This window comes from Pseudomonas sp. P4_C3, from assembly GCF_056402075.1.
This window is the reverse complement of sequence record NZ_JBFUIC010000022.1, coordinates 20,106-42,144: the sequence shown is the minus strand read 5'-3', so window position 1 is coordinate 42,144 and position 22,039 is coordinate 20,106. Positions and strand designations below refer to the sequence as shown.

Below are 22,039 nucleotides of genomic sequence, written 5' to 3'. Positions count from 1 at the left end.
GGTCAACCCGCTCATGAAGGCTCGACAGCCGGGCGGCAGACCCTGCCGCCCAGTGGCTGCGTCAGTTCTTGGCACTGAACAGGAAATGAAAAAATGAACTCGCTCCTGGACAAGGCCGCCATTGCAGCCAGTCCCCCAAGCGTCGTGGCACGACGAAACCTGTACAAAACCATCGGCCTGATGCTGTGCGTCGGTGCCCTGGTGGTCTTGGCAGCCTGGGGGGCGCTGGCGTTTTCAAGTGCTGTGACCTCGACCGACAACGCCTATGTCCGCGGGGATGTCACCTCGCTCGCCGCCAAGGTCGCCGGCTATGTCACAGCGGTCGAGGTCGAGGACAACCAGGCCGTGCACGCCGGTGATGTGCTGTTTCGTATCGATGACCGCGACTATCGCGCCAGACTTGCGCAAGCCGAGGCCAATGTCAGCGCCGCCCAGGCGCGCCTGACCCATGTCGACGCGCAGATCCAGCTTCAGCATGCGCTGATCAGGCAGGCCGAAGCGCAAAGGCGCTCGGCCACCGCCGACATGAGCCTGGCGGCCAAGACCCACGACCGCAGCCGCAAACTGATCGTCAGCAACGCGGTCAGCCAGGCCCTGGTCGATGAAACCGGMACGGCGCAATCCAGAGCCGTGGCCTCGGTGTCGGCCGCTTCGGCCACGGTCGAGGCACAACAGCAACGCATCGCGGTGTTTGTGGCCGAGCGCGAGGCTGCCGTGGCCGCAGTGACCCAGGCACAGGCCGCGCGGGATCTCGCCCGGATCGATCTCGATCACACCGTGGTGCACGCACCGGTGGATGGCGTGGTCGGTAACCGTCAGGTTCGCCTCGGCCGCTTCGTAACGCCGGGCGGCTCCCTGCTCGATATCGTGCCGGTCAACGATGTGTGGATCGTGGCGAACTTCAAGGAAACCCAGCTCGAACATATCCGCCCCGGTCAGCCCGTGCGCGTCACGGTCGATGGCTACCCCGATGCGGCACTCGATGGCGTGGTCGACAGCTTTGCACCGGGCAGTGGCTCGGCGTTCAGCCTGCTGCCGCCCGACAACGCCACCGGGAACTTTGTGCGTGTCGTGCAGCGCGTGCCGGTGAAGATCCGCCTGGCCCACAATCCGCTGCCGGGGCGCATCGTACCGGGCCTGTCCGCGCGGGTAGAGGTTGCGCAAGGGGCAGGTTCATGAGCAGCGTTGCCTGTGCCACGCCGAGCAGCGCCAGAACGACGAACGGCGTCCTGCTCATGGTGGGCATCGTGCTGGCGACGTTGACGGAAGCGATCGCCAGCACCGTGCTGGCCCTCGGCCGCAGCGACATCATCGGCGACACCTATGCCACGCCTGATGAGTTCGCCTGGCTGGATGTCGGCTACATCGCGTTCAAGCTGATCGGGTTCATGCTTGCCCCTTGGCTGATGCAGCGGTTTTCTGCGCGCAACGTGATCATCGGCGCCACCCTGGTCATGGGCCTGGCGTGCTGCGTGGCTGCCATTACCGCCTGGCTGGAGCTGCTGATCGCACTGCGCATCCTGCAAGGCTTCGCTGGCGGTACTTTGTTGGTGGCGGGCCAGGCGCTGATTTTTCGCGGCTATCCGCGTGCCCTTCAGCCGGTCCTGCAAGCCCTGTTCGCCATGGCGGCCGTGGTCGCGTCGGCGACCCTCGCGCCAGCCCTGCAAGGGTGGTTGATCGACAGCCAGTCCTGGACCTGGATTTTCTTCAGCGTGGTGCCGCTGGCCCTGGCGGCGACGGGGCTCTTGCTCATCGCTGACCACCCCGTGCCCGCCAGGGTCCGGCAACGTTCGTTTGACTGGCTCGGCTGTGCACTGATCGGTGCTGTGCTGTTCTGCTTCACTTACGTGCTCAGCCAGGGCAGCCGCTGGGACTGGTTCGAGGAGCCGCGCATCCTGATACTGACGGTGATCGGCGGCGCCGCGCTGCTGGCCTTTCTCGGCCAACAGGTCTTGGCCAACGGCCAGGGGCTGCTCGACTTCAGCCTGTTCAAAACTAGCGATTTCACCTTTGCCTTTATCGTCAGTTTCGTCGCCGGAGCCGCGCTGTTCGGCAGCGCCTACCTGATCCCGGCGTTCGCCCTGTCGGTACTCGCATTCACACCGACCGATGCCGGCCTGCTCCTGTTGCCCAGTGGCGTTTTTTTTGTCGGCTCGCTGCTCATCGCTGCCTGGTTGATCAAGGTCCGCCGCGTACCACCGGTGGCGACCGTGCCCTTTGGCATCCTGCTGATCATGGCGGCGATGTGGATGCTCTCCGGCTCCACCAACGAAAGCGGCAGCGACGACATGATGGCGGCCATCCTGTTGCGCGGCCTGGGCCTTGGCTTGCTGTTTCTGTCGATCACCCTGATCGCCTTCACCCACCTCAATAGCCGCAACCTGGCCAACGGCATCGGCCTGTTCAATACCGGGCGCCAGTTGGGGGGCTTAATGGGCGTCGCCGGGCTTCAGACCTTGATCGACCATCAGGTTGTCAGCAATGGCGTGGTCCTCGGCGCCAACGTCACCCCAGGGGGGGGCGCGGTCATCGAACGGCTGACAACCACAACCGCGATGCTGGTAGGGAAGGGTATGGATCAGGTGGCCGCTGGCCGGGCAGCCACCAGCCTGCTGGGCAAGGCGGTGTCRGGTCAGGCCACGGTGATTGCCTTCGATACGGCGTTCTTCGCCGTGGCCCTGCTGTTCGTCTTTGCCGCGCCCATTCTGGTCGCCATCAAGATCGGTCTCTCGCGATACGCGAAAGCGCACGGACAACCGACGAATTGATGACCCGCACGAAAAAGCCCGGCGGGTGAGGCCGGGCTTTTCGTTGAGTCCTGCGGTAAAGCACTGCATTCAGACAGCGCGGCTTTCGATCAGACGATCCGAACCGCCTTCGGCGACGCGGTTTTCCAGCAGTTTGTCGGAACCGCCTTCGGCGACGCGGTTTTGCAGGAGCTTGTCGGAACCGCCTTCGGCAACACGTTTTTCCAGCAGGCGATCCGAACCGCCTTCGGCGACGCGGTTTTCCAGCAGTTTGTCGGAACCGCCTTCGGCAACACGTTTTTCCAGCAGGCGATCCGAGCCACCTTCAGCCACACGATTCTCGATCAGACGATCGGAACCACCCTCAGCCACACGGCTTTCAATCAGACGATCCGAGCCGCCTTCAGCGACCACAGGTTGAGCGGAGGTGGCGGCAAAAGCGTTAACTGCGAAAACCGAGAAAGCGATGCTGAGGAGGGTCTGGCGTTTCATGATGGTGTGCTCCGGGGTGCTTATGGGTTGGTATGGAGCTGATGTTACGCCGGGGATTTTTTAAGAGAACTTCATTGAATCAATGGTGACTATCGACGCAGTCAATGGATCGAACCCCCCTGTGGGAGCGAGCTTGCTCGCGATGGCAGTTTCACATTCAACATTTGTGTCGACTGACACACAGCAATCGCGAGCAAGCTCGCTCCCACAGGTTTTCATGCACCTGACAACGGGGTCAAGCCTCACTGATCTGACTCACACTCGTGATCTGTCCATTCCAGACCATCTCGTAATGAGCCGTCTGCACAATCGACGAAACAGGCCTTGGCGTCATCAACGCCCAACAATAACTGCCCGGCATCCGCACCGAGTGATAACGCAAACCCGGACAACCGGCGTCCCGCACCGCCCGCCCCAGAACACGGGAATGGCTGTAGTCGTCCGGCGCATACACAGGATCGCTCAGCAGCAGGGCGGTGGCATCCTTCATCCCCCCATCGTCAAATGCACAGACCAACCCACGAAACACAAACCGCTCATAGTTCAGGCTCGGCACCTTCGACCAATACAGAGCCTGGTGATGCCGCACCTCGGCCAGCGCCGCGTCCATCGAATCCGCCAGGTACAACACGCCAAAACGACCATTGCTGAAACGCGAACCCGCCGGGTTGACGTGGGTAAAGGGCGCAATCGCGTAGGAGCAACCCGCGATCCCGAACGGAATCTCGCTGCGCGCAATCAACTCCAGCTGACCCACTTCATTCTTCAACCGCGGATTGGTCAGCGCCTGAATCTCGAACAACAGCTCAAACTCATCCGCGTCCGCCACGTCATCAAACAACGCAATGGGCGGAAACTTCGAATTGACCAGGCGATAAGCCTGCAACGACTGACCAGCAAACACCGCCAGTTCACTCGCCATCACCATAACGCACCCCGCAGCATGTCGATGCGGCGGAAGGTTTCATACAGCGAAATCATGTCGCCCTGCGCCATGATCTCCAGCGGCGAACGCCCGTTGAAAAACTCGTTGTCATTGGCCATGGAGGCAAAGCCATACACGTTGTCCGGGTTGTCGAACACCAGCCGCAACGTCGCGTGAATGTTCAGCACAAAACTGATGCGCTGCATCTGGTCCGCATCCAGCGCCACCGCCCATTCCGGGTCCCGCTGCCGGGCGCGGGTGTAGGTGCTGCGGGAAATGCGCAAGATGCGGCAGGCCTGGTCGCTGGTGGCGTGCCACTTTTCCAGAATGCTCACGGCGGCGCGCAGGCCGGTGACACATTGGTTTTTGCTGAAGGATTGGGGTTGCAGGGGGACGGCCATGTTTGTGTCCTTGGGTTGCATCTATAGATTCAAATGTAGATTTATTGAGTCTGTAGAGCAATATTGGTGCGACGGATGGGCCTAACATGCCAATGCAATAGGGCCGCGATCTTGCTGAAGCTATGTGTTACTGAAACCGACGATGCAGGTCTGGAAAGACATCCTGGGCAAACCAGGCGGGCAGGCCGGGGGCACGACTCTGGATTTTGGCGTCCGGCTTTCTACCAGGCCGACTTTTATAAGCCTGGATAACTCGTTATCAATGATCGATGGAGGCAATGACTCCGGGGGGAACCGGGTCCAGCCAGGATTTCGAGGTGAATAAGGACATGGCAGTTTGTATCGCCAGAATTGTCTTCACATTTTATTTCATATAGATAATCGTTTAAAAAGCCTTATTTTGTTGGTTTTTATATGGCTTTGTGGAGCTTTTTAACTGAGCTGCCTTCACGTTTTATTTCACAATTTTATTTGAAAACTCCAGGATTCTGGAATGCCAATCGCCAGCAAATACAAATCAGGCGCTCGTATTCAATTACTTCGCTGCGACGCCCTCAAGTAGCGCCTGCACTTGCCTGGCCTGCGGGTTGCCCGCCGTTTTTCCATTGGGAATAAACGCCGCGCCCACGACTGCATCACTGGTGAAACGTCCGCCCCAGTGCATTCAGCCGAGTCGCAATAGGCGGCAAACGCCGACTGCTCAACGCCAGCGTCTGCACATCATCCGCCGTGTTCTGCGCAATGCTCTGCACCGACTGCAAGCGCCCGACAAGCTCCCTCGCCACAGGTCTTTTAACGCTGAGCTATTTAAGCAAATCGATTTCCGGCGTGGTCGAGGTGTATTTGAGAAACAGTGGAGGGCGTAGCCCTTGGCCGTCATTCCAGGCGGGTACGACGCCGCTTGTGGAAAAACAATGTCCGATATAGAGGCAGTAATGCCGAATTGACGGGGGGAGTACGACAGACTCCAGTGCAAAGCCTGCCGTACATCCGAGGCAATTACGATTTCTTCGGCGGATAGTTGCTGCGCAAGCGACCGGACTTTTTGCCGGTGGTTTTGCTCGGCAGGTTCGGCACCAGCGGACGGGATCTGGGTTGGGGGTTGGAGCGGCTTTGGGGTTGAGGTTGTTTGCTCATGGTTCGCCTCCTGAATTTTCAGGGATTCGCGAAGTGGTTTACTGATGAAGTTTAGCTAATTGACTGTGGGTTGGGTCGATTGGCTCTTGGGGCGTGTGTTGTGAGCGATCGGCTTTTGTTTTCAGCCCCATTGATAGACCCCCTTACGCAATCCTCGGATTTTGCCTACAACTTCGGCAGGAGTATCCCGCTATTCCAAAGATGAAAAACGGGAAATATTGACGGCGTAGAAAGGGGGGATCACCGGCTGTTCGGGGAGAACCTTTTGAACAGCAAAGCGCGAAGGGATGAGCCATGCTACAAAACGACCGCGACAATCTGGAACTCGATAAGCTGCAACTCGAAATCCGAAGGTCCATGGCCGAAACCCGAAAACTCACGGCAGAAGAACGCAAGCTCAGGCAAGAGACCTTCTGGTACCCGATCGCGGTAGGGGCTGGTATGGTGACCGCTATCGTCGCTGCTGTCAGCCTATGGGCGAAGTTTTGAGCATTCGTACCCGCCACAACAGATACGACTCGTGACCCACACAGGAAGTAGCAGCATGTCCACACAACCTACGAATCAAGCCAGCATTGAACAACTGCACCGCGACGTTGCAGCTTTTGTCGAGGAGATGCGTAGTCCCGCCCCGAACGCGATCCGCTCTACTGTGGTGCCGTTCAGCATCGGTGCCGCGCTGGCACTGGCAATCTTTGTTGTCGCCGCCCTGGTAGTCCGACTGGTCTAGTCTTTTACCCTTGCGCCGATGGTTGGGGCGTTTGGGTGAAACAGGTGTAAATCTGTTTCAGGACTAGACCAAAAGAAGAATACAGGCGCCCTCGGCGCCCAAATGTAGTCACTCTCCCACCTGCGCCCGCAACTGCCGCCCATCATCTTTCGTGCGCGACGTATACAGTAAATATTGAAGTATTGAAAATGCTACGTTGTTGCGGCATAACTTTTGCTCTGTCTATTTTATGGAATTGATATTGTGCATGGAGCGCTATATGCAAGAACCAATTACACATTATTCACCTTTAATAACGCCTGAGTCTCGACAGGTTCAAGCTACAGAAGCCCAAGTTTTTCCTTCAAGCTTCKATAGTGTTTTGTTTTGGGATGGGACTGTCCCGGCAGTTACTACGCCCCATAGTATTGAGAGTACCAAAAACCCCAGTAACGCATACCAAAAGTTGGAGGCGATAGGACTTTCGGTGCGCGATCAGATAACGAGTGTTTTTTCTGGTGCTACACCGAATGTTCGAGATTATCTAGAAAGACGCATAGTCGCAGCCATTGACGGGCAGGGGTTCAATGCGTTGGAAGCTGCCTTAAAAAAGAAAGCGATCATTGTAGAACTTCTGCAAAGAGCCAGAATCCATAGATGTTGGCTCGATGCACTACTGTATAATGGTTTAGACGCATTGTCGCTAGACAGAAAAATGAGTGCCGCGGTATTTGCATCGAATGCGGATGCAGAAGACGATATGGCAGTGCGACAAAGCTTTTATGAAGAATATCTATTATCGCTAACTGCCGCCTACGTTAAACGAATCCTTGTCGAAGCCATCTCCATTCTGGAGGACGCTTCCACAACTGCAGACGCGGCAATCCATAGCGCCTTGGCAAGGGGCGAAGTCGCTTACACCTACAGGTTACACATTGGTAATGGCATAGAGGCGGGCACTGTGGCGGGTGCCATTGCCATCCATGTCGCCGAAGGTTGGACCTTCGGGGCAGTGATCCATGAAGGCATTAAGTTGTTGGCAGGGTTGGGGGAGGTACTTATCAGTCGGGCCGCTGCTGTTGGGATCGGGGCCTTGTTCTATTCACCTGCTCTTGCTAACGGCGAACGCTTTCCTCAAACCGTTCTCACACTTCCCGGTAGCAATTTTTTGCCAAAGCCGCCGTCAAACCTGAATGAAATCGCCGCTACCGAAGGAACCATTGACCTTCCTTATCGGATTTTTGGCGACCTTAACCAATACACTCTCGTTGCAACCCCGGCTGGAGGGAGTGTCTCGGCAAAAGTGCCAGTGCGAGCATTGGCATTCGATCCAACGGCCAGCAGCTACAGTTTCACGTCAAACGATACACCGCCCATTATCCTCAGTTTTCCCATTATTCACTTGGGAAACGGATCGACAACTTCGCCTGCCCGCCCTGCGCAAGTACCGACTTACACTGGAGTTACGTTGTCGCCATTGCTTGTGCAGCCTGAAACCTTGCCCGCGGTCGAATTGCCTGATTTCAGGGATTGCATTTACTGCTTTCCGATTGAAAGCGGTCTGCCGCCAATCTACGTTGTTTTTAATAGTCCTTATGAGGGAGCAACCACAAGGGGAAAATACAGCGGTCGATTTTTCAATCCCGCCAAAGCCGGAGGCCCAATACTCGATCTCGATTGGACAAGTGCTACCGTGACCCAGGCGGGTATTGACCTGGTAAAATTACATACTGGACGCTTTGGTCCTTCGGACGCCAATGCCATTATGATTTTTCGCTTGAAAAAAATTCTGCTGGGTGAATTGGTAATCACAGATGCTGACAAACGCTTCTATACTCATGAACTCAGAGAGCTGGAACGTTTCAGAGCATTAGGTGTGGTTGACGGTGTAAACCCGAATGACGACGGTGTTATTTGGAACAATACTCACGCCGCGACGCTGGAAGACTACAAGCTAAAAGATGATTTTGAATTACTCTACACGCCCGAGGCTATAGAGGCAGACAACAAACAAACGGACAGAGAGTCCAAGCAAATTGGAGGAATAAAACGATGAACGTCATAAAAAACATCGTACTAAACGAGAAGCCTGAAGAGGTAATTCTATTTCTTACCAAAAATGAATTGGGCATCTCCTTTCCTCGGCTTGATGGCCTTTATAATCGGGCTAACTGGGCGCATGTGGAGAACAACATAGGGCTATTGAACCTTGTCAAGAAAATGTGTGATGCCGGTTTTATAAAAAATAATGGGTGCATAGTAGTGAGAGGACCCAACTGGAGAGAGCCGGCATTCATGCTCGAAGGCAAATATACCTTTGACTGACAGCACCAAGTACCTGAGCGCAGGTGCCAGAGAGCGGTGACCGTAGCCATCATTTCGTGGCCGTCCAGTTCCCTTGTCCAGTCGTTTAAATCATCGAAGGTTTCCCAGGTTGAGCCGCTGCCGCAGCGGCTCTTCTCTTTGTTACGGGCATATTGAGTATCTTCGCCTGATCGGTTTTTCGCAGCCTCGAATCAAGCTGAGGGGCAACCCCTTTCTGGAGTAGCAATAAAATGGGCGCAAGAGCACCCATTTTCATTTACTCCGCAGCCTGCGCCCGCAACCGCCGCCCAATCACATCCATCAAATCACAACCATCGCGCAAAGGAATGACCAGCAACTTGGAGAAGTCCTCCAGCACCACGGTGTCGCAACCGAGTTCGGATCGGTAGGCGATGTTTTCCAGTACCTGCGTGACTGTGCGAATGCGGTAATCCGCCATGGCTTGCAGGACGTCGAGTGGGGCTTGGGTGTCGATGAGCAGGGAGGCCGGAACCAGGTCGATTCCGGTGAGAGGCATGTATCGATTCATTTTGAAGATCTCTATTTGATTGGCTTAAGCCGTCACTCAGTCGTCGCCAAACGAGGGTGGCAGCTGTGCGCAGGTTGGCGAACCGGCATAGAGAAAACCGGCAGACCCGGAGGTCTCCCGCGCACAGCCGCCATGACAGCGGCTTTGCGGGTGCGATGATACCTGCAATAAAGCGGATAGCCTTCGCATTCTCTATGATCAGGTCGCCAAACCCGAATCGCCATTTAGGGCGACGGCGCCGACTATAAGCCCCATGAGATCAGCGCGGGAAGGTGAGGCATTCCGAGCTTTGTGTAGGACCTTTGATGATGAAACTTCAGACCTTTCACATAACGTCACTGGAAATATAAACACCGACCTGGGATGTTCACAGCCCCTTGGATTCAGCCACCAACGCTATCCTTAATCATCGCTCCCGCCGTCGAGATGGATCTTCCCGAATGCAAACCCCAACCCCCCAACGCCCCCTCTGGAAAACCTACCTGCTGTTCCTCGCCCCCATGGTCCTGTCGAACTTCCTGCAATCCATGTCCGGCACGGTCAACAGCATCTACATCGGCCAGATGCTCGGCACCCAGGCGCTGGCGGCGGTGTCGGGGATGTTCCCCATCGTGTTTTTCTTCATCGCCCTGGTCATCGGCCTTGGCGCCGGCGCGGGGGTGTTGATCGGGCAGGCGTGGGGCGCGCGGGAGATGCATCTGGTGAAGGCCATCGCCGGGGCGACGGTGTTGTTGGGGGTGTTGATCGGGTTGGTGGCGGCGGTGGTGGGGAGTGTGTTTGCGCGGTCGGCGTTGGTGGGGTTGGGGACGCCGGCGGATGTGCTGGACGATGCGGTGGCGTATGCCCATGTGATGTTGTGGATCATGCCGTCGCTGTTGGTGTTTGTGTTGTTCACGCAGTTGCTGCGTGGGGTGAGTGATACGTTGTCGCCATTGTTGGCGCTGGTGGTGTCGACCATTGTGGGGTTGGCGCTGACGCCGGCGTTGATTCGCGGGTGGTTGGGTTTTGCGCCGATGGGGATTCAGAGTGCGGCGTTTGCCGGGTTGGTGGGTAACCTGGTGGCGATGGGGTTGCTGGCGTGGCGCTTGATTGGCAAGGGCCATCCACTGGCGCCGGACCGGGAGTTCTTTGCCGCGATGAAGCTGGACATGGCGATTCTCGGCAAGGTGCTGCGCATCGGTTTGCCCACCGGCTTGCAGATGGTGGTGTTGTCGCTGTCGGAGCTGGTGATTCTGGCGCTGGTGAACCAGCACGGTTCCCAGGCGACGGCGGYGTATGGTGCGGTGACGCAGATCGTCAATTATGTGCAGTTCCCGGCGCTGTCCATTGCGATTACCGCGTCGATCCTCGGGGCGCAGGCGATCGGGGCCGGGCGCATCGAGCGCATGGGGCCGATTTTGAAGACCGGGCTGATGATCAATGTGTGCCTGACCGGTGGTCTGGTGGTGCTCGGGTATTTGCTGTCGCACTGGTTGCTGGCGTCGTTCCTCACCGAAGAGGCGACGCGAACCATGGCCCAGCACCTGTTGCACATCATGCTCTGGAGCCTGTTGGTGTTTGGTTTCCAGGCGATCATCGGCGGCATCATGCGCGCCAGTGGCACGGTGATGGTGCCGGTGGCGATTTCCATTGTCTGCGTGGTGGGGATTCAGTTGCCGGCGGCGTATCTGCTGGATGCGAAGTTCGGGTTGCAGGGGGTGTGGATGGCGTTTCCGGTGGCGTATCTGGGGATGCTGGTGTTGCAGACGCTGTATTACAAACTGGTGTGGCAGCATCAGAAGATTGAGCGGTTGGTTTAGTGGTTTTTTTGATTGCCTGTTCGCGATTGTGGTGGTTCAGTTGATGTAGAGGTTGACTGTACTGACGTCTTCGCGGGCAAGTCGGATCGCCGCATCGCCGCTCCCACAGGGGTAGCGGTGTTCGTAGTACTTGTGCACGACAGGCATGCCTGCCTGGGGAGGTTTTCATATGAACCCCTTGTCCCATTCCATCCTGCAAGACCGGCCAGCGGCCGGGCGGCGTTTGGTAGAGCCGCTGCTGCCTTACGCTAACCGCCCCGATGTCATCGTTCTGGCCTTGCCCCGTGGCGGTGTGCCGGTGGCTTATGAAGTGGCCACGGCGCTGAAGGTTCGCCTTGACCTGATGCTGGTGCGCAAGCTCGGCGTGCCGTCCCACCCGGAGTACGCCATGGGTGCGATTGCCAGCGGCGGTATCCAGATTCGTAATGAAGAGGCACTGCGCGTGCACCCGATTGATCGCGCTGCGTTCGACGCCGTGGTCGAACGTGAAACCCGCGAGCTGCTGCGCCGCGAGAAGGTCTACCGCGGCACGCGGCCGCCGGTGCAGCTCAAGGATCAGGTGGTGATCCTGATCGACGACGGCCTGGCCACCGGTGCCTCAATGAGGGCGGCGATCCAGGCGCTGCGGGTGCAGGCGCCTTCGCGCATCGTGGTGGCGGTGCCGGTGGCGCCGATCGAGACGGTGCAGGCGCTGCGCAGCGAGGTGGATGAACTGGTCTGCCCGCTGCTGCCCGAGTGGTTCACGTCGATTGGGCATTGGTACATGGATTTTACCCAGACCTCGGATGCCGAGGTGATCGAGCTGTTGCAGCGGGCGTGGCAACGCGGGGAGTGCGGATAGCGCTGGCGGCCATCTGCAGGTGGTCGCAAATCGCCGCGTGAGGTGGAATAAAGGCCGGTTGTTTGCTTTAGTCAACTGATGCCACCCCTCGTGTGCGGCACGCCAACTCAACACGGGAGCCCTCCCGGAGAGTGTCATGAACCTTCGATCCGCGCGTTGTGTCGCTCTGGCCGGCACGTTGGTGTTCGGCCTGGTGCCGTTCGCTGAAGCCGTGGAATACAAGAAAGTGAACGCCAGGGCCAGCACCTTGAGTTTCACCTATCAGCAGATGGGTTCGCGAAGCTACGGCACTTTCGGCAAGTTCGAGGCCAATCTCGACTTCGACACCGATAACCCTGGCGCCGCCCATGCCGCGCTGACCATCTACCTGAAGAGCATCGACGCCGGCAGCAGCGACGCCAACACCGAGCTGCAAAAAACGGCGTGGTTTGACACCGCGACTTATCCGGTGGCGACGTTCGAGTCGACATCCATCAAGGCCCTGGGCAATAACCGCTACACCATCACCGGCAAACTGTCCCTGCGGGGGCTCACTCGGGAAGTGAGTGTACCGGTGCTGCTGAAATCGGAGAGCGCCATCGGCATCTTCGAGGGCCAACTGGTGCTCAAGCGTGACGACTTCAAGATCGGCGATGGCGAGTGGGCGGACAGTGTGGTGTCCAACGAGATCAATATCCGCTTTCGGATGGTGGCGCCGCAGCGGTGACTCGGGCTGAACGTTAACTTCCGGTCGACGACATTCCTCCTGTGGGCGAGCCTGCTCGCGAAGACGGCAGAACTGTCGAAGAGATGTCGCCCGACACTCCGCCATCGCGAGCAGGCTCGCTCCCACATTTGATCCTTGGTGAATGCAAAATCTGTGTACGACGCTGATTCAAAGGTGGGAGCTGCACAAAAAAAAGCGCCCGATCCACATTGCATGGACCGGGCGCCGATCAATCCGCTCTAGTTCGCCACTATTGGCACCGTCACGGTTTTGCCGAAGGCTGATTTGATGGTCGCCGTCGGGCTAGCCGACGGGCCACTGCCGACGGTCGTCACCGCTATATTCCAGCGCGCGCCTGTCGCCGTAGGCGTCAGGGTGGCGGTGCCAAGGTTCGCCGTACCGGTTGCGACCGTGGCAGTCGCCGTGATGGTATTGCCCGTGCCACGCGAGGTGGTGCCGGACAGGACCCAGTAGTAGCGGCTGTTACTGCGGGCGGTGACGGTAGCGCTGGTGACGATCAGGCTCTCGTTGACCGCTGCCGAGACCGCCACGGACACCGTTGCCGATGCCGACTCCGCGCCCTTCGTATCGGCGGCCTTATAGGTAAAGGTCGCGGTGAACGGCGCGGGGACCGTGGCCGGTGGTGTGTAGATCACGCGCGCACCATCGGTGGTGACCGTGCCCTTGCCGGAATCCGGTTGTGCCRGGCCCACCACTTTAAGTGGCACGTTACCGTCAGGGTCGCTGTCGTTGGCCAGGACGTTGATGGTCAGTGGTTGGCCGTTGTCGCTGACGGCGCTGTCGGGGTTGGCGATCGGGTTTTTGTTATCGCCATCGTTGACACGGGTATCGCCAGTGCGGAAGGTTGGCAGCGCGGCGGAGTTGACGTAGTTGACACCGTCCCAGCCGGGCAGGGGCGTTGGCATCAACTGGAACTGGCCGGGGTGCTCGATATCCCAGCGCAGCAGCATGGCGTTGTCCTCGTGCTGGGTGTTGTGGCAGTGCTCCATGTAGGTCCCGGCGAATTCACGGAAGTGGATCGCCATTTCCACGTCCTGCGAGCTGTCGATGCCCTCGCCGATACGATAGACGTCCTTGCGGGCCCATTTTTCCCATTCTGGTGGCGCCTTGCCATCGCGGTAGAGGACGATCCCCTCTTCGAAGTGCACGTGCACCGGGTGGCTCCAGCCGTTGCCGCCGTTCTTGATTTTCCACACTTCGAGGGTGCCGTCGCCGGAGAACCCGGCATCGGTCGGGCCGTTGGCCAGTTGCGGAGCGGCGCTGATCCGGCGTGGGTCCATTGTGTAGCCGAAACCGCCGTCGGTCTTGATGGTCCAGGGGGCTGCGTCGGTGCCGTCGGAGCGACCGAAGATGAACTCACGATGCCGCGCTGCCTTGAGCGTGGCCTGCACCACTGGATCGTCGCGGTTGAGGGTCAGCGGGATCATGACCTTGCCGGCCGCTTTACCCGGTTTGGCGGGTTCGTAGTCGGCGGGGTTCATGCTCACGTCCTGGCCGGCATAAGGCTTGACCACCAGCTGCAGGAACTTGCCCACCACCGGGTCGCCATTGTCCCATTCCAGTCCTTTGCTGCCCGACTTGAGCACCGCTTTGTACTTCCCGGACAGCACATCGGCCAGGCTCAGCGGTGTAATCTCCGGACCCTTGCCGGTCTGGTGCTCCATCAGGTTGACGAAGTACAGCTTGTCACCGGTGTTGATCCCGTTTTTCGCAAAGTTGACGATGATGTCGTAACGTTCGGCGATGCCTATGGTGGGCAGGATGGCGTTGTGGTYCTGCAGGTCGCCGTCACCGTCCAGGTCCATGCTGCCGTCGAACGGCACGGCGTGTTCCATGAGGTTGCCGTCGTTGGCAATCATGTGGAACGGCACGCGGGTATASGACARRCCGGAACCTGCMGGKCCGGGGAATTCGCCGCCGGTGCCAACRACTTCACGCACCAGCGCGATCCTGAAGAAGCGCGACACCGAGCCATTGAGAATGCGGAARCGATAGCTGCGCGCCCGCACRTTCAGGCGCGGCTGGTACTGCCAGTTGACCAGGATCTGATCGCCGAGAAAGCCATCGGTGTTGAACGGGTTGAACCACAGYTGGCCATTGGCGTCCCAGGCCTTGTCGGCMAYCAKCAGGTTSACRTCRTAGTCGCGGTTGCCCCARGGCAACGCCGAACCRCTGGGCAGGCGCAGGTTGACGCCGTCTTCGARSGCTTCGTTACCGCGATCCAKGGCGCTGTAGTARTTCATCATCRYCGCGTTGCCCTTGTAGACGTTCTGCGCAGTGAAATCGAGCATGTGGTCGTGGAACCAGTGGGTGCTCATGGTTTCGCGCCAGTCGCCACGGATCTTGATGCTGCCGTTGTTGCAGGTCTTGAGGCCCGGCGTGGCATCGTTGACATAYAGGGTTTCGCCCGGGGCGCAGGGGAACGCCGCGCGCGGATCCTGAGCGCTGGTGTTGATGGTGTCGTAACCGGCCAGCTGGACYGGCCAGCGATAGTCGTAGTACTGCCCCGGAAAGAAAAACGCATTGGCATAGCCGTCGCTTTCAGCCGGGGAGTGGCCGTTGTGTTCGTGGGTGCTGAGGGTGTGCAGGCCAAAACCCATGTTGGCCGACGGATCGATCGGCAGGGCGTTGTAGTGACGCATCAGCACCGGTTGGCCGTAACGTACCATCAACAGTTTTGGCGGAAAGGTGCCGTCAAAGGTCCAGAGCGCCTTGTGGTTCTGAATCGGCATGTTGGGGTGAAAGCGGGTGTCGATGCCTTTGGTGGTGCCCGCAATGACCGGGGTGTCCGAGGTCTGGTTGTAGAGTCCGCCAGGCCCGAACTCACCGACGGCGTAGTTGTGCAACTGTCGGCGGTCGCGCATGCCGCCGTTGAGCTTGGCGCCTGCTTGAGCGGTCTTGAAGGCGACCTGTGGGTAGAACTCGTTCCAGCGCTGGTGCGACCAGCCTTTTCCAGGCGGACGACCTTCGGCCGGCGAGCCGACCGGATGGCGGTTGAGGAAGGCTTCGATCTGCGCTTTCCACGGGTTGCGGTCCAGCRMGTTGGAATACTGCGACGGAWACGGGTACAGCCCCGGCTGGCGCATGAAGGCTTCCAGCGCCGCGGCCGAAGGGCCRCTGCGGGCGATGYTGTTCGGGTCCTGCACGGGMGCCGGGCCGACGGTCGGARSCGGGAARGTCAGRGGCGGTGCYGGCAGTGTCGGGTCGAGTTTCTCCGTGCCGAATTCTTCGAACAGCAGCAGCTGCTGAGAGTACGGCGCGGCCCCGAACAATGGGCTGGGCTTGCCATTGGTGGGGATCTTGAAGGATGTTTGCTGGGCCGGCTGCAGCACGTTGTCGGTCGTTGGCGTGGTGCGGGTGCCGTACATGCCATTGGGCAGGGCGATGGCGCCCTGATTGGTGGGCGGCATGGTCAGTATCGAATCCAGCGCGGCCTTGGGRTCGGCCGGCGGGTTGGTATACGCCGATGGATCCGTTGGAGGTGGATAGCTGACATCGTCAAGCGGTACGGCGTTTGCGTTGCCGAGGCTGATGTTGATCAGCATCACAGCGGCGATGCTCGGTTTCCTGAAAAGGCCGAGCGACTTGAGGTTAGGCGTGTTTTTCATTTTGTTGCCCTCGGGGCGCGCCGGTGTGGCTGAYGTTGGCAAAACGCTCGATGCAAGAGGTGCGCCAAGCGCGGGGAGATCCGGGGGAGACAAATAGCTGATTGATATCAAACGCTTGATGGATTGGACTTTGGTCGTAGTGGCGCAGTGGGTGGGAATCCTCAAAGTTGGGGGGCTCACCCACCCATTCCCCCCCACTCACACCACAGGCCGGTGTGATGGTGGACGCTTTCGCGAACAGGCTCGTTCCCACAGAAAAACCAGTTGTGGGCAAAACCGCTGTCCCTCTGTGGGGACGAGCCGACTCGCGAAGAGCACAGTTCATCCAGCACAAAGTGTGCCTGACTCACTGCTGTCAGCCTCGAAAACGCAACGCCTCCCGTAGTAACGCAAACGCTGGCGAGGTCAGGCGCGCTATGATAGGCGGCCCTTGCCCCCGGAGCCCGTCACCGCAATGCCCCTGATCAGCCACTTCAAGACCCCGTGCCCCGAGCACATCAATAGCCAGATCCTGCAGATGGTGGTCGACAACCTGACCGACATCAGCATGGTCGCGATCCCGCCCAGCAACCTGCTGTACAACCTTTATCAATACGCGATCGGCTATGAGGTGCACCTGTATCTGGAGGCGCTGAACGGTGAAAAAGGCATTGCCGTGGAGCTGATTGTCGCCACTGATGAAGACGACCCGCAAAAGGTGATTGGCTTTGTGCTGTACCTGCCGGTGCAGGACGACCCCGAGGCGTGTGGCGTGGCGTACATGGCGGTGCAGGCCGAGTATCGGCGCCAGGGCGTGGCCCGGCGGATGCTGCGGGAAATGGTCGGCCGCTATCCCCATGCCGAACTGACCTGCGCGGTGGCCAAGGTGCCGTATTTCGAGGCGATGGGCTTTGAGGTGCTGGGCGTGCGTGCGACCCAGGTGTTGATGAACACCCGCGACCACGCCACCGATGGCTTGATGGCCTTGCTGGATGTGGCGTCGATCTACAGCTCGCTGGAAGTGCGGCAGATTCATACCTACCTGCTGCAAAAGCACGGCAAGCGGGCCATGACCGACGCGGAAAAACAGCGCGACCGGCATCTGGACCAGTTGACGCGCAAGGCCAATGAATTTGTGCGGGGGCGCTTGGGTGACAATGCCGTACCGGCCGCCGGCCCTCGGTTGCGCCTGGTCTGACCGCATTCTGTTTAACACCACAAATCCCCTGCAGGAGGAATGTGTGGTTTTCAGAGGTAAAAAAAGAGCCTCAAAGCTCTTGATGGGGAGGAAGTGGAGCCGTGAGGCTCAAGATGCGCGTAAAACAAGCGGTGAGCTTGGTAGTGGTTCAGTTCACTCACCACCTACGCAGCGGCTTGAGCAAGCAAGCGGCTGCGTAAGTTCATCCTAGAAAGACCGAGTGTTTCACTCAAGTACCGCTAGTCGCATCCCCCGGCCAGCCGGCGCGACGCAACGCCTTGAGCAACGTTTCGGCATCCAGCCCCGGTACCGCATGCCCGTTGCCTTCGGCGGTGTCGGCGGCGAGCAAGGCATTGATGATGGCTTCTTCCACGGCTTCGGTGGCCGCCAGGAACAGCTCGCTGATGTGATCGTTGTTGACCATGCTCAGGTTGTCGGTGGTCGGTGCTTTCTTGCTCTCATAGGCGGCCGGCGGCACGTGTTCATTGCCGGTGGCGAAGGCGATGAAGATGTCGCCGCTGTGGTCTTCATTGCCGCCGCCGGTGCGGGCCAGGCCGAGGCTGGCGCGCTGGGCCAGGCGGGTGCACTGGTGCGGCAGCAACGGCGCATCGGTGGCCAGGCAGACCACGATCGAGCCCATCCCCGGGTGGGGCAACGAGGCCTTGAGGAACGGCGAATCGACCTGTTCCATGTAGCGCCCGACCGGATACCCATCAACGCGCAGTTCATTGCGAATGCCATGGTTGGCCTGGACAATCGCGCCGACCGTCCAGCCACCCTGGGCGCTGTTCAAGCGTCGCGACGCGGTGCCGATGCCGCCCTTGAATTCGTGGCAGATCATGCCGCTGCCACCGCCGACATTACCTTCGGTCACCGGCCCGCCCGCCGCCGAACGCACGGCCTGGGCCACGTGTTCCGGCTTCACGTGAAAGCCGTTGATGTCGTTGAGCAGGCCGTCGAAGGTTTCCAGTACCACCGGCATGTTCCAGTAGAGACGCCCGTCATCCGGTTGCTGCTCGCGGTCGAGCACGATCAGCGCATCGCGCACCACGCCCAGGCTGTGGGTGTTGGTGAAGGCGATGGGACTGGTCAGCAAGCCGGCCTCGCGAATCCACTCCAGCCCCGTGGCATCGCCGTTGCCGTTGAGCACATGCACACCGGCAAAGCACGGTTGCTGACTGGTGGAGCCGGCACGCGGTTCGATGACGGTGACGCCGGTGAGGATGTCGCGGCCGGTGGCGGTGCGTCCTCGTACATTGCTGTGGCCGACGCGCACGCCGGGGACGTCGGTGATGGCATTGAGCGGGCCGGATTGCAGTTGGCCGAACTGGATGTTCAGGTCGCGGGCACGTGGTTTCATGGGTTTTCTCATCTTCGAATCGTGGCAGAAAAAAGAATATTTGTTGGGCACCACGGACCCTGTGGGAGCGAGCTTGCTCCGGGCGGCGTTCCGACGATAGCGGTGGATCAGTCGCCATCGATATTGAATGCAGCGGCCCCATCGCGAGCAAGCTCGCTCCCACAGGGTTTTGTGATGTCCTCGTCACTGGCCGTTTTTGACCTTGCTCCAGATCCGCGTGCGCACTCGTTCGGTGGCCGGCGGCAGGGGCTGGAGGGTGAACAGGGTGGCCATGGCTTCGGCTGGCGGGTAGACGGCCGGGTTGCTACGGGTGGCTTCGGCCACCAACGTGGTCGCGCTACGGTTGCCGTTGGGGTAGTTGAGGTGGTCGCTGACCGGGGCGATGACTTCAGGGCGCATCAGGTAGTCGATGAAGGCCATCCCTTGTTCCGGGTGCGGGGCGTCCTTGAGCAGTACCAGCGTGTCGAACCACACCGGCGCGCCTTCCTTGGGCAGGCTGTAGGCGATCTTCACGCCGTTGCCGGCCTGCTCGGCGGTGGACTTGGCTTCGAGCATCGCACCGGACCAGCCGACCGCCACGCAGATGTTGCCGTTGGACAGGTCGCTGATGAACTTCGACGAATTGAAATAGGCGATGTGCGGGCGCAATTTCAGCAGCAGCGTTTCGGCCTTCTTGTAGTCCTCGGGGTTGGTGCTGTTGGGCGGCAGGCCAAGGTAGTGCAGGGCCACCGGCAGCATCTCCGACGGCGAGTCGAGCATGGCCACGCCGCATTCGCCGAGTTTGGCCAGGTTCTCTTCCTTGAACACCAGGTCCCAGGAATCCACCGGCGCCTTGTCGCCCAGCGCGGCGCGTACTTTGTCGATGTTGTAGCCGATGCCGTTGGTGCCCCACAGGTAAGGCACGGCGTACTGGTTGCCTGGATCGTTGTTGGCCAGTTTCGCCAGCAGATCGGTGTCCATGTTCTTGAAGTCCGGCATCTGCGCACGGGGCAGGGGGGCGAGGGCGCCGGCCTTGATCAGCGTGGGCAAACTGAAGTTGCTGGCCACCACCACGTCGTAGCCGCTGCGGCTGGTGAGCAACTTGCCCTCGAGCACTTCGGCACTGTCGAAGGTGTCGTAGACCGGTGCAATCCCGGTGTCACGCTTGAAGTCCTGTAGGGTGGTGGGGCCGATGTAGTCGTACCAGTTGTACACGTGCACGGTCGGAGCTTCGACAGCAAAGGCCGACAGCGACACCGTCAGGCAGGCGCCAAACCCCAGATTGAAATACAAGCGGTGACGACTCATGATGCGGCACTCCTGGCCTGTTGCGGCCGGTGGTAATCAGGAGTTTGCAGCGTATCGACCGGGGTGGCCTTCACCCATTCCCATCATGGGTTACTCGAAAGGGGTAGTGCGTGGACGCGTTGTTGAAAGAGTTGCCGGTGCACCAGGGGCTGGCGCGGGTTTTCACGGCGGTGGGGCGGGACAGCTTCTGGCGTGCGCTGGTCGATACCTTGCGCTTGCTGGTGCCGCTGGACAACGCGCTGGTAGCGCTGATGCGCCCGGGCCACGTGCCGCGCCTGCTGATTGACTTCGATGCCCAGGGCAGCCCCGACGAGCATGAAGAACTGGCGGACTACTGCGCTGGCATGTACCTGCTCGATCCGTTCTATCAAGCGGCCTGCGCGGGCATCGCCGACGGCTTGCACAGCCTCGAATCGGTGGCCCCCGACCAGTTCCAGCACAGCGAGTACTACCTGAGTTACTTCAGCACCGTGGTCGGTGGGGACGAGTTGCAGTTCATGGTCAACGTCGACGGCGCCGTGCTCGGCTTGTCCCTCGGGCGTTCGACGCGCTTCAGCCTCGAGGAGCAGGGCCGCCTGATTTGCGTGCGTGACTGGGTGCTGGCGGCGATGCGCCGACACCTGGATTTGCTGCCGCCGCAAGGGCCGGTCGCCGAACCACCGGCCGGTGATCTGGCGACCTTGCTCGATCGCTTCGACGCACGCCTGACAGTGCGTGAGATCGAAACCGCACGCCTGATTCTCCAGGGCTTTTCCAGCAAGGCCATCGCCCAGCAAATGGGCATCTCCCCGGAGACGGTGAAAGTGCACCGGCGCAACCTCTATCACAAGCTCAACGTGAACGGGCATGGCGAGTTGTTTGCGCTGGTGTTGCGGCCGCGTTGAGATCCAAGTCTAAAGATCGCAGGCTTCGCCAGCTCCTACAGGGGTATGCACAGGTCCGTAGGAGCTGCCGCAGGCTGCGATCTTTCAGCTCCGCAGCTTGAACACCAACGCCTTCAAACCACACTCCACATCCGCATCCGGAAACTCCGGCGGATTCTCCAGACGCTGCTCGAACCGCAGGCTTGGCGCCTCACGGGTAACACCGTCGATCAGGAAGTCGGCACCAAACGCCGGGTCGTTCATGCAGGCCAACACCGTACCTTCAGGGCTGAGCAATTCCGGCAACCGGCGCAGCACGCGCTGGTAATCCTTGGTCAGCAAAAAGCTGCCTTTCTGGAACGACGGCGGGTCGATGATCACCAGGTCGTACGGCCCCTTGCCAATCACCTTGCCCCAGGATTTGAACAGGTCGTGACCGAGGAAGCTGACCTTGCTCATGTCGTGGCCGTTGAGCCGGTGGTTGTCGCGGCCACGGTTCAAGGCGGGGCTCGACATGTCGAGGTTGACCACGTGGCTYGCGCCGCCTTCGATGGCCGCCACCGAGAAACCGCAGGTGTAGGCGAACAGGTTCAATACCCGCTTGCCTTCGGCATTGGCGCGGACCCAATCGCGGCCGTAGCGCATGTCGAGGAACAGCCCGGTGTTCTGTTTGCGGCCCAGGTCGACCCGGTACTTCAGCCTGCCCTCAGTGATCGTCAGTTCGTCGATCTCTTCCCCGAGCAGCCACTCGGTGGTGCTTTGCAGCAGGTAGCGATGTTGCAACAGCAGCGTGTGGGCACCGGATTTTGCCCACTGTTCAGACTGGGTGATCGTCATCAGCACCTGCTTCAAGTCTTCCAGTTGCGCCGCTTCCGGCTCCTTGAACAGCGCCACCAGCACCACGCCCTGCAACCAGTCCACAGTCACTTGCTCCAGCCCCGGCCAGCAGCGGCCACGGCCGTGGAACAGGCGGCGGGTTTCGGCGGGGACGGCCGCGAGGGCGGTCAGCAGGTGCTGGTTGAGGGTGGCGAGGGCTTCAGCGTTCATTGGTCTGGGTCGGCAAATTTCGGGGGCGGCATTTAACCATAATTGCGCAACCGGCGGAGCACACA

General features: G+C 59.7%; 20 protein-coding genes. 11 read left to right on the top strand and 9 right to left on the bottom strand.

The window, feature by feature from the left end; translation table 11 throughout:
* Window positions 1-93 precede the first annotated feature (93 nt).
* Together AC1DVH_RS06945 and AC1DVH_RS06940 are read left to right on the top strand one after the other, a co-directional pair.
* A complete protein-coding gene (locus tag AC1DVH_RS06945) occupies window positions 94-1,179 on the top strand; it encodes an HlyD family secretion protein (RefSeq protein WP_477753164.1) in 1,086 nt (361 codons plus the stop codon).
* Window positions 1,176-2,768: a DHA2 family efflux MFS transporter permease subunit gene (locus AC1DVH_RS06940; RefSeq protein ID WP_477753163.1), complete on the top strand. Its 1,593-nt coding sequence runs from the start codon at window positions 1,176-1,178 to the stop codon at window positions 2,766-2,768. The genes AC1DVH_RS06945 and AC1DVH_RS06940 overlap by 4 nt, the downstream gene beginning before the upstream one ends.
* 69 nt (window positions 2,769-2,837) lie before the next feature.
* Here the strand turns inward: AC1DVH_RS06940 and AC1DVH_RS06935 are convergent, their stop codons facing one another.
* The 4 genes from AC1DVH_RS06935 to AC1DVH_RS06920 all read right to left on the bottom strand — a co-directional run bounded on the left by AC1DVH_RS06935 (window position 2,838) and on the right by AC1DVH_RS06920 (window position 5,702).
* Window positions 2,838-3,239, bottom strand: a complete 402-nt coding sequence (locus tag AC1DVH_RS06935) for a hypothetical protein (RefSeq protein WP_477753162.1) — start codon at window positions 3,237-3,239, stop codon at window positions 2,838-2,840.
* A 235-nt stretch (window positions 3,240-3,474) separates the two neighbouring features.
* Window positions 3,475-4,167 (bottom strand): RES family NAD+ phosphorylase, encoded by a 693-nt coding sequence (locus AC1DVH_RS06930; RefSeq protein ID WP_477753161.1) that lies wholly within the window; start codon window positions 4,165-4,167, stop codon window positions 3,475-3,477.
* Entirely contained in the window at window positions 4,161-4,565 is a 405-nt protein-coding gene (locus AC1DVH_RS06925; protein WP_477753160.1) for an antitoxin Xre-like helix-turn-helix domain-containing protein, read from the bottom strand. The genes AC1DVH_RS06930 and AC1DVH_RS06925 overlap by 7 nt, the downstream gene beginning before the upstream one ends.
* Before the next feature lie 999 nt (window positions 4,566-5,564).
* Window positions 5,565-5,702 carry a hypothetical protein gene (locus AC1DVH_RS06920; RefSeq protein WP_177413232.1) on the bottom strand — a complete coding sequence of 46 codons (138 nt, stop codon included), beginning with the start codon at window positions 5,700-5,702 and terminating at the stop codon, window positions 5,565-5,567.
* Window positions 5,703-5,996: 294 nt separating this feature from the next.
* Between AC1DVH_RS06920 and AC1DVH_RS06915 the strand changes: the two genes are divergently transcribed.
* The 4 genes from AC1DVH_RS06915 to AC1DVH_RS06900 all read left to right on the top strand — a co-directional run bounded on the left by AC1DVH_RS06915 (window position 5,997) and on the right by AC1DVH_RS06900 (window position 8,736).
* Window positions 5,997-6,191, top strand: coding sequence for a hypothetical protein (locus AC1DVH_RS06915; RefSeq protein WP_477753159.1), 195 nt, complete (start codon window positions 5,997-5,999; stop codon window positions 6,189-6,191).
* Window positions 6,192-6,246: 55 nt separating this feature from the next.
* Window positions 6,247-6,432, top strand: coding sequence for a hypothetical protein (locus AC1DVH_RS06910; RefSeq protein ID WP_477753158.1), 186 nt, complete (start codon window positions 6,247-6,249; stop codon window positions 6,430-6,432).
* A 259-nt stretch (window positions 6,433-6,691) separates the two neighbouring features.
* Window positions 6,692-8,467 (top strand): S-type pyocin domain-containing protein, encoded by a 1,776-nt coding sequence (locus AC1DVH_RS06905; protein ID WP_477753157.1) that lies wholly within the window; start codon window positions 6,692-6,694, stop codon window positions 8,465-8,467.
* Window positions 8,464-8,736, top strand: a complete 273-nt coding sequence (locus tag AC1DVH_RS06900) for a hypothetical protein (protein ID WP_056725156.1) — start codon at window positions 8,464-8,466, stop codon at window positions 8,734-8,736. The genes AC1DVH_RS06905 and AC1DVH_RS06900 overlap by 4 nt, the downstream gene beginning before the upstream one ends.
* A 256-nt stretch (window positions 8,737-8,992) precedes the next feature.
* On the opposite strand, the gene AC1DVH_RS06895 is transcribed toward AC1DVH_RS06900, so the two are convergent.
* Window positions 8,993-9,265 carry a hypothetical protein gene (locus AC1DVH_RS06895; protein ID WP_095946406.1) on the bottom strand — a complete coding sequence of 91 codons (273 nt, stop codon included), beginning with the start codon at window positions 9,263-9,265 and terminating at the stop codon, window positions 8,993-8,995.
* 440 nt (window positions 9,266-9,705) lie between these two features.
* Here AC1DVH_RS06895 and AC1DVH_RS06890 point away from each other — a divergent pair, with 440 nt between their 5' ends.
* From AC1DVH_RS06890 to AC1DVH_RS06880, 3 genes are all read left to right on the top strand, one after another.
* Window positions 9,706-11,064, top strand: a complete 1,359-nt coding sequence (locus tag AC1DVH_RS06890; protein WP_477753156.1) for an MATE family efflux transporter — start codon at window positions 9,706-9,708, stop codon at window positions 11,062-11,064.
* A 169-nt stretch (window positions 11,065-11,233) separates the two neighbouring features.
* Entirely contained in the window at window positions 11,234-11,905 is a 672-nt protein-coding gene (locus AC1DVH_RS06885) for a phosphoribosyltransferase (RefSeq protein ID WP_477753155.1), read from the top strand.
* A gap of 136 nt (window positions 11,906-12,041) precedes the next feature.
* Window positions 12,042-12,611 (top strand): YceI family protein, encoded by a 570-nt coding sequence (locus tag AC1DVH_RS06880; protein ID WP_477753154.1) that lies wholly within the window; start codon window positions 12,042-12,044, stop codon window positions 12,609-12,611.
* A gap of 239 nt (window positions 12,612-12,850) precedes the next feature.
* Here the strand turns inward: AC1DVH_RS06880 and AC1DVH_RS06875 are convergent, their stop codons facing one another.
* The gene (locus AC1DVH_RS06875; protein ID WP_477753153.1) at window positions 12,851-16,240 is read right to left on the bottom strand and encodes an Ig-like domain-containing protein; all 3,390 of its coding nucleotides are present in this window, start codon (window positions 16,238-16,240) and stop codon (window positions 12,851-12,853) included.
* A gap of 454 nt (window positions 16,241-16,694) precedes the next feature.
* On the opposite strand from AC1DVH_RS06875, the gene AC1DVH_RS06870 reads away from it, so the two are divergent.
* Window positions 16,695-17,417 (top strand): GNAT family N-acetyltransferase, encoded by a 723-nt coding sequence (locus AC1DVH_RS06870; RefSeq protein WP_477753152.1) that lies wholly within the window; start codon window positions 16,695-16,697, stop codon window positions 17,415-17,417.
* A 229-nt stretch (window positions 17,418-17,646) separates the two neighbouring features.
* Here the strand turns inward: AC1DVH_RS06870 and AC1DVH_RS06865 are convergent, their stop codons facing one another.
* Window positions 17,647-18,777 carry a DmpA family aminopeptidase gene (locus AC1DVH_RS06865; RefSeq protein ID WP_477753151.1) on the bottom strand — a complete coding sequence of 377 codons (1,131 nt, stop codon included), beginning with the start codon at window positions 18,775-18,777 and terminating at the stop codon, window positions 17,647-17,649.
* Window positions 18,778-18,960: 183 nt separating this feature from the next.
* A complete protein-coding gene (locus AC1DVH_RS06860; RefSeq protein WP_477753150.1) occupies window positions 18,961-20,064 on the bottom strand; it encodes an extracellular solute-binding protein in 1,104 nt (367 codons plus the stop codon).
* 110 nt (window positions 20,065-20,174) lie between these two features.
* Here AC1DVH_RS06860 and AC1DVH_RS06855 point away from each other — a divergent pair, with 110 nt between their 5' ends.
* Window positions 20,175-20,948 carry a helix-turn-helix transcriptional regulator gene (locus AC1DVH_RS06855; RefSeq protein ID WP_477753149.1) on the top strand — a complete coding sequence of 258 codons (774 nt, stop codon included), beginning with the start codon at window positions 20,175-20,177 and terminating at the stop codon, window positions 20,946-20,948.
* 84 nt (window positions 20,949-21,032) lie between these two features.
* On the opposite strand, the gene AC1DVH_RS06850 is transcribed toward AC1DVH_RS06855, so the two are convergent.
* Complete coding sequence (locus AC1DVH_RS06850) at window positions 21,033-21,974, bottom strand: class I SAM-dependent methyltransferase (protein ID WP_477753148.1); 942 nt, start codon at window positions 21,972-21,974, stop codon at window positions 21,033-21,035.
* Window positions 21,975-22,039 lie beyond the last annotated feature (65 nt).